This window comes from Thauera mechernichensis (genome assembly GCF_029588855.1).
In the GTDB taxonomy this organism is placed as follows: Bacteria; Pseudomonadota; Gammaproteobacteria; order Burkholderiales; family Rhodocyclaceae; genus Thauera; species Thauera mechernichensis.
The window spans coordinates 26406-38869 of sequence record NZ_JARQZE010000014.1; the positions used below are offsets into that span (position 1 = coordinate 26406).

A 12464-nucleotide genomic window follows, 5' to 3' on the forward strand; every position below is an offset into this window, starting at 1 on the left:
CCGCCAGGGAGGGCGCCGTCATGCTTGACCTGCTCAATGACCTGCTATGGTCCAAGGTGCTGATCGTCGTGCTGATCGGCCTCGGCCTGTGGTTCACCATCGGTTCGCGCTGCGTGCAGTTCCGCCACTTCGGACGCATGTTCCGCATCCTCGGCGCCAATCAGGCCTTTGCACGTGACAAGCACGGCCACATCAGCTCCTTCCAGGCCCTGATGCTGTCCGTGGCCGGCCGCGTCGGCGGCGGCAACATCGCCGGCGTCGCCGTCGCCATCACGCTGGGCGGCCCCGGCGCCATCTTCTGGATGTGGATGGTGGGCCTGATCGGCATGGCCACAAGCTACTTCGAGTGCACGCTCGCCCAGGCCTACAAGACTGCCGAGCCTGACGGCACCTACCGCGGCGGCCCCGCGCACTACATCGCCCGCGGCATGGGGCGGCGCTGGAAGTGGCTGGCGGCGGTCTATTCGGTGCTGCTGCTGCTGACCTTCGGCTTTGCCTTCAGCGCGCTGCAGTCGTACTCGGTCGCCACCTCGATCAACGACGCCTTCGGCATCCCGGTCAGCGTGACCGGCGGCATCCTCGCCGTGATCGTCGGCGCGATCATCTTCGGCGGCGTCAAGCGCATCGCCAAGGTGGCCGAGGTGCTCGTGCCGGTGATGGCGGTCGGCTACATCGCCATCGCGCTGGTGGTGGTGGTGCTCAACCTCGGCGAGTTGCCGGGCGTGCTGGCACTGATCGTCAAGAGCGCCTTCGGCCTCGAACCCGCGATCGGCGGCGGCATCGGCGCGGCGATCGTGATGGGCGTCAAGCGCGGCCTGTTCTCCAACGAGGCCGGCCTGGGCAGCGCGCCCAACGTCGCCGCGGTGGCCTACGTGCGCCACCCCGCCAGCCAGGGCATCGTGCAGGCCTTCTCGGTGTTCATCGACACCCTGATCGTGTGCTCGTGCACCGCCTTCATCGTGTTGCTCGGCGACGTCTACCAACCCGGCACAGGAGCTCAGGTCGGCGGCGTGGCCCTCACCCAGGCATCGCTGGCCGGTCTCGTCGGCGAATGGGGCCGGGTGTTCGTAAGCGTTGCGCTGATGCTGTTCGGCTTCACAACCATCATCTACAACTACTACCTCGGCGAGAACAGCCTGAGCTGGTTCAACGCCAGCAACCGCGGGCTGGTCGTGCTCTACCGCGCGGTGGTGATCGCACTGTGCGGCTGGGGCGCCACCACCGACCTCGGCACCGTGTTCGCCTTCGCCGACGTGACCATGGGCCTGCTCGCGCTCGCCAACCTGCTTGCGCTCGCGGCGCTGTTCAAGCCCGGACTGCGCCTGATGCGCGACTACGACGCGCAGATCGACGCCGGCGTCGCCGAGCCGGTGTTCGACGCCACACGCTTCAGCGACCTGGACATCGACGCCGACGCATGGCGCCTGGAGGAAGAAGACCGCGCGGCGATCCAGTCGCCCGCCGCGGACCCGGTTCCGGCCAAGGCCTGATCCGCGACCTCACCCGACCACTCCCGGTGGCTGGCGCACACGGCGCCTGCCACCGCCACAGGAACACACCAACATGAACACCCGCATCGAACACGACCTGCTGGGCGACATGGCGCTGCCCGCCGCCACCTGGTACGGCATCCAGACCCAGCGCGCTGTCGACAACTTCACCATCACCGGCGTACCCATCAGCCACTTCCCGGCGCTCGTCAACGCGCTGGCCATGGTCAAGGCCGCTGCCGCGCGCGCCAACCACGAACTCGGGCTGCTCCCGGCGCACAAGGCCGACGCCATCCTCGCCGCCTGCTCGGACATCATCGGCGGTCGCCTGCACGAGGCCTTCGTCGTCGACCTGATCCAGGGCGGCGCCGGCACCTCGACCAACATGAACGCCAACGAGGTCATCGCCAACCTCGCGCTGGAGAAGCTCGGCCAGCCCAAGGGCGCGTATGCACACCTGCACCCCAACGACGACGTGAACATGTCGCAGTCGACCAACGACGCTTACCCGACCGCGGTCTGCGTCGGCCTGCAGTTCGCCGTCGAGCCGCTGGTGGACGCCATCGCCAGCCTCAAGCGCGCCCTCGAAGCGAAGGGCCGCGAGTTCGCCGACGTCATCAAGATGGGCCGCACCCAGCTGCAGGACGCCGTGCCGATGACGCTCGGCCTGGAATTCGAGGCCTTCGCAGTGAACCTGGGCGAGGACATCGACCGCCTGCGCGAGGTCTGCGCCCTGCTGTGCGAGGTCAACCTCGGCGGCACCGCGATCGGCACCGGCATCAACACCCACCCCGACTACGCCGCACTCGCCGTGCGCCATCTCGCCGAGATCTCGGGCAAGCCGATCGTGCCCGCGGCCAACCTGGTCGAGGCGACCTCGGACATGGGCGCCTTCGTGCTCTTCTCGGGCGTGCTCAAGCGCTTCGCCGTCAAGCTGTCCAAGCTCGCCAACGACCTGCGCCTGCTCTCCAGCGGGCCACGCACCGGCTTCGGCGAGATCCACCTGCCGCCGATGCAGCCGGGCTCGTCGATCATGCCGGGCAAGGTCAACCCGGTGATCCCGGAGGCGGTTAACCAGACCGCCTACCAGGTGATCGGCAACGACCTCGCGGTAACGATGGCGGCCGAGGCCGGCCAGCTCCAGCTCAACGCCATGGAGCCGCTGATCGTCTACAACCTGCTGTCCTCGGTACGCATGCTCGACGCCGCCTGCCGCATGCTGGAGGAACGCTGCATCCGCGGCATCCGCGCCGACCGCGAGCAGTGCCGCCGCCACGTCGAGCACAGCATCGGCGTGATCACCGCGCTGGTGCCGCACATCGGCTACGCCAACGCCTCGCGCATCGCAGCCCAGGCGCTGCACAGCGGCGACACCGTGCGCGCCCTGGTGCTGGGCGAGGGCCTGCTTGGCGAGGCCGAACTCGATGCGCTGCTCAGCCCGCAATCCATGCTCGCCCCGCAAAGGCAGCCGGCATGAACGAGCGCATCCTGGTGCTGCACACGGGCGGCACCATCGGCATGGAGCGCGGCACGGACGGCTATCGTCCGATGCCGGGCTTCGGCGCGGTGCTACGGCGCCATCTGGACGGCGTGGCAGGCCTGCCCGCCTTCGATCTCGTCGAACTGGCACAGCCGATCGACAGCGCCAACCTGCAGCCAGCGCAATGGACCGCGATCGCCCGCGAGCTCGTCACGCGCTGGAACGACTACCGCGGCTTCGTGGTGCTGCACGGTACCGACACCATGGCGTGGACGGCGTCGGCGCTGTCCTTCATGCTGCAGGGCGCCGATCGACCGGTGATCCTCACCGGTGCGCAGGTTCCGCTCGTCGAGCCGCGCACCGACGCACTGGCCAACCTGCAGTCGGCGCTGCTGCTCGCCGACAGCTTGCCGCACGGCGAAGTCGGCGTGTTCTTCGGCCGCCAACTGCTGCGCGGCAACCGCAGCACCAAGGCGAGCAGCACGGCCTTCGAAGCATTCGCCTCACCCAACGCAGCCGCGCTGGCCGAGGTCGGGATCACGCTCAATGTGCATGCGCAGCGCCTGCAGCCTGCAGGCGCACGCAACTTCCGGCTCCCCGAGTTCGATCCGCGCGCGGTGACGGTGCTGACCGTGCATCCGGGCCTGGGCGCACACCAGGTCGATGCGCTCGCGGCCGATCCCGCATTGCGCGGCCTGGTGCTGTGCAGCTACGGCGCCGGCAACCTGCCCGATGCCGAGCCCGGCCTTCTCGATGCGCTCGCGCGCGCCGTAGCGCGCGGCGTGGTGGTGGTGAACCGGACCCAGTGCAGCCACGGCACGGTGATGCAGGGCGCCTACGCAACCGGCGCAGCACTGCACCGCATCGGTGTCGTCCCGGCCGCAGACATGACGCTCGAGGCGGCCTTCGCCAAGCTGCATGTGCTGCTCGCGACCGACGGCGATCCTGCGCAGGTGCGCGCGCGCTTCGGCACCGCGCTGTGCGGGGAGATGTCCTGAACCTGGCGCCGGGCACGGCGCGCCGGCGGGGCTGACGTAGAATGGCGCTCCCCGCCCCCGCACAAGACAAGTGCTCGGCCCGACGCCGCGACCGCCCTCATCCCGGCGAGCGACACGGGTGAGCCCCCCCATCATGGCAGACAGCTCACCACGCGTGCTTTCGGTGATCCCGCCGATGACGCAGCTCAACACGCCGTATCCGTCCACGGCCTATCTCACCGGCTTCCTGCGTTCGCGCGGCATCGACGCGGTGCAGGAGGATCTTGCGCTGAAACTGGTGCTGCGCCTGCTGTCGCCCACCGGCCTGGACGACATCCGCGCCCGCGCCGAGACCTTGGCACGCAGACAGCGCACGCCGCTGGTGCAGGGCTTTCTCGAGCACTTCACGCGCTACCGCTACACCGTCGGCCCCACCATCGCCTTCCTGCAAGGCCGCGACCCCACCATCGCCCATCGCATCGCGAGCCGGACCTTCCTGCCCGAGGGGCCGCGCTTCGACACGCTCGATGCCTATGTCGACCCGGACGATCCCGAAGGCGGCGACCCGCTCGCCTGGGCCTTCGGCGCCCTCGGCCTCGCCGACCGTGCGCGCCACCTCGCCACGCTGTACCTGAACGAGCTCGCCGACATCCTGCGCGACGCCATCGATCCGCGCTTCGAATTCGTGCGCTACGCCGAATCGCTGGCCATGAGCCAGGCCACCTTCGACGCGCTCGCCGACGCCCTGGCCGCCTCACCGACCTTGGTCGATGCCTACCTCAAGGAACTGACCCTCGAGGCCATCTCCCACCATCGGCCGCAGCTCGTCCTCGTCTCCACGCCCTTCCCCGGCTCGGTGTACGGCGCTTTCCGCATCGCCCAGGCGATCAAGGCCGCCCATCCGGGCATCGTCACCGTGCTCGGCGGCGGCTTCGTGAACACCGAGCTGCGCGAGCTATCCGAGCCGCGCGTGTTCGACTACTTCGACTACGTCACCCTCGACGACGGCGAGCGCCCCCTGCTGGCGCTGCTCGAACACCTGCAGGGCAAGCGTGGCAAGTCCCGTCTGGTGCGCACCTTCGTGCGCGACGCGGACACGCGTACGGTGCGCTACATCAACCTCATCGAGCCCGACGTGCCCTTCGCCGAGGTCGGCACGCCGACCTGGGACGGCCTGCCCCTGGACGGCTACCTGTCGGTGCTCGACATGCTCAACCCGATGCACCGGCTATGGTCCGACGGGCGCTGGAACAAGCTCACGGTGGCCCACGGCTGCTACTGGAAGAAGTGCAGCTTCTGCGACGTCAGCCTCGACTACATCGGCCGCTACGACGGCGCCCCGGCCGCGCTGCTGGTCGACCGCATCGAAGCGATCATCGCCGAGACCGGCCAGACCGGCTTCCACTTCGTCGACGAGGCGGCGCCGCCCAAGGCCCTGCGCGCGCTCGCCGAGGAGCTGCTGCGCCGCGGCGTGGCAATTTCGTGGTGGGGCAACATCCGCTTCGAGAAGTCCTTCACCCCCGAGCTCTGCCAGTTGCTCGCCGACAGCGGCTGCATCGCGGTGTCGGGCGGGCTGGAAGTGGCCTCGGACCGGCTGCTCAAGCTGATGAAGAAGGGCGTGTCGGTGGACCAGGTCGCACGCGTCACCCATGCCTTCACCGAAGCCGGGGTACTGGTCCACGCTTACCTGATGTACGGCTTCCCAACGCAGACGGTGCACGACACCGTTGATGCGCTGGAATACGTGCGCCAGCTCTTCGAAGCCGGCTGCATCCAGTCGGGCTTCTTCCACCGCTTTGCGTGCACCGTACACTCACCGGTGGGGATGAACCCGCAGGAGTACGGTATCGAGCTCGTACCGCTGCCACCGGTAAGCTTCGCGAAAAACGACATCGGCTTCATCGACCCCACCGGTGTCGACCACGATCGCCTCGGCAAAGCGCTCAACAAGGCGCTATACAACTATATGCACGGTATCGGCCTCGATGCGGACGTGCGCCAGTGGTTTGCCGACAAGGTGCCGCGCCCGCGCGTGGCGCGACAGTTCATTGCCCGAGCGCTCGGGCAATGATGCTCGCACTTGATCTCGCGCATGCATGCACGCCCCCGATGAGGGCTAGAATCCCGCCCCGCCTCCCTTCAACGCCACTGCACCGCGCGCATGGACAATGACCTGGCCCCAGGCCCTCTACTGAGCCTCACCCTCGACGCGGCGACCCGTGTGCTCAGCGCGAACCTGGCACATGACGCACGCTTCCCGCGCATCGATGCACTCTGGTTGCGCGAGCAGCTCGGCGCGGCCGGCTACGCCGAACTGCGCATCCGGCCGGATGCGATCAAGGGGCTGATCGCGCGCTACAACGCCGGGCAATCGGTCGAGGCCGTCGAGATCGCCGAGTGCGCGGATGCCATGCTCGAGGTCGAAGTCGCGGCCGATGGCCTCAGCGCGGAACTCACCCTCACCCCGGCCAAGGGCGGCCGTCCGGCAACCAAGGCAGAACTGCTCGGCCTGCTCGCCGCACGCGGCATCGTCGAGGGCGTGCTGGTCGACGAGATCAACCGCGCGATCGCCAAGGGCCAGGCTAACCGCCTGGTGATCGCCCGCGGCCGCGAAGCCGTGCCCGGTGAGGACGGCTGGCTCGAACGCCTGCTGCCCGAGACACCTGCGCGCGTACCCAACGTCCGCCCCTGCGGCCGTACCGACTTCCGCGACTTCGGCGAGATCCTCGTGGTGCAGGAGGGAGAGGGCCTGATGCGACGGCATCCCGCGACTCGTGGCGAGGACGGCCGCAACGTGCTCGGCCAGCCGATCGCGCCCAAGCCGGGGCGCGATGTCCGCTTCGCCAGCGGCTTGCGCGGCACGCGCGCCGCGGCCGAGGACCCCGACCTCCTCGTCGCTGCCTGCGACGGCCAACCCGTGGAGGTGTGCGATGGCATCATCGTCGAGCCCATCTACACCGTCGACTCGGTGAACATGGCCACCGGCAACATCGACTTCGATGGCACGGTCAGGGTACGCAACGACATCCAGGCCGGCATGAGCGTCCGCGCCAGCGGCGACATCGAGGTCGGCGGCGTGGTCGAGCCCGCCACGCTGGAGGCCGGCGGCAACATCATCGTGCGCGGCGGCGTGATGGGCGGGCTCGGCGGCAAGACGGCAGGCAAGGATTTCAGCGCCGTCGCCATCCGTTGCGACGGCAGCTTCACCGCCACCTATGCTCAACAGGCACGCATCACGGCGGGCGACTCGATCTTCATCGATGATCTGGCCATGCAGTGCCAGCTCGTGGCGCGGAACCATATCCGCGTCGGCAACCAGCGTCGCGGCCACATCATCGGCGGCAAGGCCTGCGCGAACCTGTCGATCCATGCCCGTGTGATCGGCGCGCACAACCGCATCCGCACCGAACTCGAGATCGGCGCCGACACGGCACTCTCCCAGGCGGTGCAGGCCAAGGCCCAGGAGCGCGACATCCAGGAAAACAAGCTGCTCGAAGTCGGCAAGCTGCTCAACTTCGCCGACCGCAATCCGGGCAAGGTCACAAGCGAGATGCTGAGCCGCGCCGAGCTTGCAGCGGCTGCGCTGTCGACCGGGATCGAGGCCTTGCGTAACGAGGAAGAGGCCTTGCGTTTCCGGCTCGAGCTCGCCCAGCAGGCGCGGGTGAATGTGGAGCAGACCGTGTTCGAAGGCGTCACGGTCAGCATGGGTGAGCGCAGCCTGCGCATCCCGCAAGTACTCGCCGCCAGCACCATCCGCCTTGCAGACCAGGGGCTCGGCGTGTTCCCGCTCGAGGATGACAGCCACTTTGACGAGCCACAGAAACCGGGTGGCGAGTCCGCTCGCCGCCGCTGAGCGGAAAAGGCAGGGGCCCCGACTGGGGCCCCTGCCTTTCACTGCATGACTGCCGCTTACTTCAGCGCGGCAAGCGCGGCCGCATAGTCCGGCTCATCCTTGATCTCGCCCACGCGCTGGGCATGTACGACCTTGTCGTTGGCATCGATCACCACCACTGCACGCGCGGTGATGCCGGCGAGCGGGCCGGAAGTGATGGCCACGCCATAGGCCTCGGCAAAGCCCGGGTTGCGGAAGGTCGACAACGTCTGCACGTTCGCCAGGCCTTCGGTCTCGCAGAAGCGCTTGGCTGCGAAGGGCAGGTCGGCAGAAACCACCAGTACGACGGTATCGGCCAGCTTGCCGGCTTCCTCGTTGAACTTGCGCGTCGAGGTCGCGCACACCGGGGTGTCAAGGCTGGGAACGATGTTCAGTACCTTGCGCTTGCCGGCAAAGGCCTCGAGGCCGACGTCGGCAAGGTCGGCGGCGGTGAGCTTGAAGGCGGGGGCGGCATCGCCGGCTTGCGGGAAACGGCCCGCCACGTCGATCGGATTGCCGCCGAGGGTCACTGCGCTCATGGTTATCTCCTGTGGGTGAGGGTGGTGCCGGCTTGTTCGTGGGGCACCGGCTGGTCCGCCCGCTAGCCTACACCAAGGCGCTGCCCGCTGCCCGGCCGTTCAACGCCCGACGCGGGACAGCTTGAGCAGGCGCGAACCGCGGTCGATCAGCACCGTCAGCAACACGATCATGAGCAGGTAGGTGCCGGCCCGCTCGAAACGGAACCACTCGAAGTTGAAGCTGAACTGGAAGCCCAGGCCGCCCACGCCGACCAGCCCGAGCACCACCGCCGCGCGCACGTTGCTCTCGAACTGGAAAAAACCATAGGTCATCCAGTCGCGCCAAACCCGCGGCACCGCCACCAGGCCGTAGGTTGCCAGACGCGAGCCACCGCAGGTGGGCTCGAAGCGGCGCAGGGGCTGGTTGTCCACCGCCTCGCCGAACACCCGGGTGAGCACGCCCAGCGTGTGCAGCGCGATGGCCAAGGTCCCCGCCACCAGGCCGGGACCAAAGAAGGCGATGCACAGGAAGGCCCACATCACCTCAGGCACGCCACGTGCGATCACCGCCGTGGCGCGCGCCGCCGCGAGCTGCAGGGCGCGCAGCGCGCGTTGCCAGGGCGCCGGCGTCTCGCCGCTGAAGCGTGCGGCGTGGAGCTGGAAGCTGGCCGAATGCGGATAGGTGAGCAGGATCGCCCCGGCCACGCCAAGCACCGTGCCGACGACCGCAATGGCGAGCGGGATCGCCGCCGATTCCACCACCCGCCACACGAACCACTTCTGCAGCTCCTGCTGCCAGGCCAGCCACGCCGACGGTTGCCAGACATCGAGCGCGCCATGGGTGGCGAACAATTCGACCGCCTTGCCCTGCTCGAGGCGCGCCGCCACCTTGGCCGGGTCGCCCAGGCCGATCGCGGCGAGGTCGAGCTCGGGCTGCAGCAGGCGTTCGAAGAAGCGCAGCTTTCCCCAGGCCTCACCACTCAGCAGCTCCATGGCCGGTGCGAGGTGGTTGCGTGCAGCCCCATCCTCGCCGCCACGGTTGCCCCAGCCCATGAACCACAGCGACCACAGCAGGGCCAGCACGACCAGACCGGTGGCCAGCCAGGGGCCGAACGGCGGACGGGAGACGCCAGCCGCAATGGGCGGCGCCGCAGCATCGCCCTCAGGCCGTCCCTGGCGCGACGCATCGCCAGCCCCCGCCACCGCGCACGAGGCACCGCCGCTCTGGCGGGACTGGTCACCGCGCAGCTGGCGACGAATGGTGTTGCTGACGAGATCCGCGGCCAGCGTCAGTAACAAGGTGAACAGGATCAGCGTGCCGACCTTGTCCCATGCGCCGAAGCGCACCTGGTACCAGATCTCCGAGCCCAGCCCGCCGCCGCCCACCGCACCGATCACCGCCGCGTTGCGGATCGCGCATTCGGCGCGCATCAGCGTGAAGGACAGCACGTTGCGCGAGGCGAGCGGACGGATGCCGTAAAGGAAGGTCGCCAACCGGCCACCGCCCAGGCTGCGGACCTGGCCATAACGCGCCGGATCAACGCTGTCCCAAAGCTCGCTGTACACCTTGGCCAGAATGCCGGTGATGTTGAGCGCCAGCGCGAGCGCGCCGGTGAGCGGGCCGAGGCCAACCAGTGCGACCAGGATGATCGCCCACACGAAATCCGGCACCGCGCGCAGGATGTCCTGCACCAGCCGGCAGGCCGCGCACAGCAAGGCGGCCGGCGAGCGCAGCGGCAACCACCGCCACAGGCGGGCGACGAGGTTGCCTCCCACAGCGCTGCGTTCATCGCCGACACACACCGCACGGCTCGCACCCATCGCCAACGGCCAGGCCAGCAGCACCGCCAGCGCCGTACCGAGGATGGCAGCGGACAGGGTCTGCAGGGTCAGGTCCCAGGCATGGCGCACGAAGTCCGGCGACAGGTCGGGGCGAGCGAAGGCCGCCAGCCAGGCGCCAATGCGCGCTGCCGCCTGAGCGCGGCGCTCGGCGTCAGTGAGCGCCCCCCAGTCCCAGTCGGCGGCGGCGAAGGCCGCCAGCAAGGCCAGCAGGACGGCGAGCAGGGCGACGAAATGGCCCAGCGGGCGGCGCTCGTAACGCGCGCTAGCGGCCAAGGCGAGCGTACTCACCAAGACACCCCCGGCACACAGCTGCGGCAGCCGTGCTTCATTCCTGCACCTCGATCTCGTCCAGGTGCAGCGCGCGGTATTCGGCGCCGTAGAGCTCGCGCAGCAGATGCTGGGTGATCTGCGCTGGTTCGCCCTGCCAGAACAGGCGGCCGCCACGCAGCGCGATCACGCGGTCGAAATGGCCTTGCAAGAGGTCCAGCGTGTGCAGATTGACCACCAGCGTCACGCCGTCGCGCTGCGCCAGTTGGCATAGCAAGCCGATGATCTCGCGCCCGAGGCGCAGGTCGAGCGCGCTCACCGGCTCGTCCGCCAGCACCAGGCGCGGCTGCTGCACGATCAGGCGGGCGACAGCAACGCGCTGCTGCTGGCCGCCGGAGAGTTCGTCGGGTAGTGCCCACAGCTTGTCGGCGAGCTCGACGCGCGCCAGCGCAGCGCGCGCGCGTTCGATCTGCTGCGGCCACAGCAGGGACAGCAGCGCACGCGCCAGCGACCAGTGGCCGAGCCGGCCCATCAGCACGTTGTGCACCACGCGCAGCTGAGGGATCAGGTTGTCCTGCTGGTAAAGGAAGCCGAGTTCGCGGCGCAGCCGCGCCAGCCGCCGTCCGCGCAGGCGGCGGGTATCCTCGCCCAGCGTCAGCGCGCAACCAGCCGCAGGCTTGACCAGGCCGGCGATGAGACGGAACAGCGTGGTCTTGCCCGCGCCCGAGGGCCCGATGACGGCGACGCGCTCGCCCGGAGCGATGTCCAGGCTGATGTCGTCGAGTACGCGCTGGCCGCCGTAGGCGATCGCGGCGCCCTGCAGTCGAACCGGGTGCTCGGGCACGGCCTGCGCATCAATGGAGTCTGTATTCATGATGATGAGCGGGCAGGGGGCGGCACAGCATCCGGCCGGACGCTGCGCCTACCGGTCCCAGCCAGCCCTCAGCCGCCGATGTCGATACCCGACTCGAGCAGGTCGACGTAACCCTGCCACTCGCCGATGTCGGCCTCGATGAACTTGCCTGCCTTCAGGTACTTGAGCACCTGGGCACCTTCCGGCGTGCTGCCATCGACGGCGAGCAGCGCGGCACGCAGCCTGGCGAGCAGGTCCGGGCCGAGATCGGCACGGGCGGCGAGGGCGTAATTGGTATAGGGCGGGGTCTTGTAGACGATCGGCGCACGCGCCTTGAGCGCGTCGTCGGCCTTGTCCCACGATGCGTAGTTGAGCGCGCCGACCTGATGAGTGCCGTCGGCCACCATCTGCATCACCACGTCATGGCTGCCGGAATAGGCCACACTGCGGAACACCCGCTCCGGCGCGGCACCGGCCTGGTCCATGAAGTACTTGCGCGGCATCATGTGGCCCGAGGTGCTGCTCTTGCTGCCGAAGGTGAAGCTCCAGCCCTTACCCTGCGCGGCCTTGGCGAGTTCTCCGAGGTCGCCCACGGTGCCCAGACCGGTCGCCGGGTTGGCGATGAAGTAGCTGACGAAGCCCTTGTCGATGTCGCGGCAGCCGAGGATGGTGAGCGCATCGCCCATCTGCATGCGCGCCTGCGCGGTGGTGACGGCCCCCAGCCAGGCGACATGGGCGCGGCCGGTGGCGAGCGCAGTGACGCTGGCGGCGTAGTTCTCCACGTGCATGTACTCGACCGGGATGCCCACGGCCTTGCCGAGATGACGGGCCAGCGCGCCGAAGTTCTCGCGCATGCGGTCGGCGTCACCGTCGTCGGGGATCGCGGTAATGACGAGCTTGGCCGGCTGGGCCAAGGCATCGCCTGCGTTCAGACCCAGGCTGCCGGCCACGGCGAGAGCGGCGGCGGACAGCAGGAAGCCTCTGCGCGAGGCAGTGCGTTGATGGTGCATGTGCTGCTCCGGTTGTTCGGAGACCGCCGGCAGTCGCGCCGCCGATCGGCTTCCAGCCACCCCGGTGCGGGCGCGCCGGGGTTTAATGGCCCGGCATTCCGACCGGGCAGATAGGGTTCGGACGCTTGTCGATATGTAGATCGACGTTCAGGTGTC

The 12464-nt window shown here is 68.9% G+C and carries 9 protein-coding genes; 5 read left to right on the forward strand and 4 right to left on the reverse strand.

Annotated elements, in window-relative coordinates; genetic code table 11:
* Positions 1 to 20: 20 nt before the first annotated feature.
* The 5 genes from P7F68_RS15630 (at position 21) to P7F68_RS15650 (ending at position 7800) form a co-directional block, all read left to right on the forward strand.
* Complete coding sequence (locus P7F68_RS15630) at positions 21 to 1490, forward strand: alanine/glycine:cation symporter family protein (RefSeq protein WP_002937586.1); 1470 nt, start codon at positions 21 to 23, stop codon at positions 1488 to 1490.
* A gap of 73 nt (positions 1491 to 1563) precedes the next feature.
* Positions 1564 to 2967, forward strand: coding sequence for an aspartate ammonia-lyase (locus P7F68_RS15635; protein WP_002937584.1), 1404 nt, complete (start codon positions 1564 to 1566; stop codon positions 2965 to 2967).
* On the forward strand, positions 2964 to 3968 hold the full coding sequence (locus P7F68_RS15640) for an asparaginase (protein ID WP_002937580.1): 1005 nt from the start codon (positions 2964 to 2966) through the stop codon (positions 3966 to 3968). The genes P7F68_RS15635 and P7F68_RS15640 overlap by 4 nt, the downstream gene beginning before the upstream one ends.
* Before the next feature lie 133 nt (positions 3969 to 4101).
* Positions 4102 to 6018: a B12-binding domain-containing radical SAM protein gene (locus P7F68_RS15645; RefSeq protein WP_002937577.1), complete on the forward strand. Its 1917-nt coding sequence runs from the start codon at positions 4102 to 4104 to the stop codon at positions 6016 to 6018.
* Positions 6019 to 6108: 90 nt separating this feature from the next.
* Positions 6109 to 7800: a DUF342 domain-containing protein gene (locus P7F68_RS15650; protein WP_277834525.1), complete on the forward strand. Its 1692-nt coding sequence runs from the start codon at positions 6109 to 6111 to the stop codon at positions 7798 to 7800.
* Between the two features lie 56 nt (positions 7801 to 7856).
* Here P7F68_RS15650 and tpx read toward each other — a convergent pair whose 3' ends face one another.
* The 4 genes from tpx to phnD form a co-directional block, all read right to left on the reverse strand.
* Positions 7857 to 8357 carry a thiol peroxidase gene (gene tpx / locus P7F68_RS15655; protein WP_002925521.1) on the reverse strand — a complete coding sequence of 167 codons (501 nt, stop codon included), beginning with the start codon at positions 8355 to 8357 and terminating at the stop codon, positions 7857 to 7859.
* A gap of 99 nt (positions 8358 to 8456) precedes the next feature.
* A complete protein-coding gene (locus P7F68_RS15660) occupies positions 8457 to 10466 on the reverse strand; it encodes a PhnE/PtxC family ABC transporter permease (RefSeq protein WP_277834528.1) in 2010 nt (669 codons plus the stop codon).
* A 37-nt stretch (positions 10467 to 10503) separates the two neighbouring features.
* Positions 10504 to 11319 carry a phosphonate ABC transporter ATP-binding protein gene (locus tag P7F68_RS15665; RefSeq protein WP_277834530.1) on the reverse strand — a complete coding sequence of 272 codons (816 nt, stop codon included), beginning with the start codon at positions 11317 to 11319 and terminating at the stop codon, positions 10504 to 10506.
* Between the two features lie 68 nt (positions 11320 to 11387).
* Positions 11388 to 12308 carry a phosphate/phosphite/phosphonate ABC transporter substrate-binding protein gene (gene phnD / locus P7F68_RS15670; protein ID WP_002937572.1) on the reverse strand — a complete coding sequence of 307 codons (921 nt, stop codon included), beginning with the start codon at positions 12306 to 12308 and terminating at the stop codon, positions 11388 to 11390.
* Between the last annotated feature and the right edge of the window lie 156 nt (positions 12309 to 12464).

What these genes read in the sequence shown, in the direction of transcription:
- P7F68_RS15645 (WP_002937577.1), top strand. Translation starts at nt 4,102, where the DNA reads ATGGCAGACAGCTCACCACGCGTGCTTTCGGTGATCCCGCCGATGACG.
- P7F68_RS15635 (WP_002937584.1), top strand. Translation starts at nt 1,564, where the DNA reads ATGAACACCCGCATCGAACACGACCTGCTGGGCGACATGGCGCTGCCC.
- P7F68_RS15640 (WP_002937580.1), top strand. Translation starts at nt 2,964, where the DNA reads ATGAACGAGCGCATCCTGGTGCTGCACACGGGCGGCACCATCGGCATG.
- phnD (WP_002937572.1), bottom strand. Translation starts at nt 12,308, where the DNA reads ATGCACCATCAACGCACTGCCTCGCGCAGAGGCTTCCTGCTGTCCGCC.
- tpx (WP_002925521.1), bottom strand. Translation starts at nt 8,357, where the DNA reads ATGAGCGCAGTGACCCTCGGCGGCAATCCGATCGACGTGGCGGGCCGT.
- P7F68_RS15650 (WP_277834525.1), top strand. Translation starts at nt 6,109, where the DNA reads ATGGACAATGACCTGGCCCCAGGCCCTCTACTGAGCCTCACCCTCGAC.
- P7F68_RS15665 (WP_277834530.1), bottom strand. Translation starts at nt 11,319, where the DNA reads ATGAATACAGACTCCATTGATGCGCAGGCCGTGCCCGAGCACCCGGTT.
- P7F68_RS15630 (WP_002937586.1), top strand. Translation starts at nt 21, where the DNA reads ATGCTTGACCTGCTCAATGACCTGCTATGGTCCAAGGTGCTGATCGTC.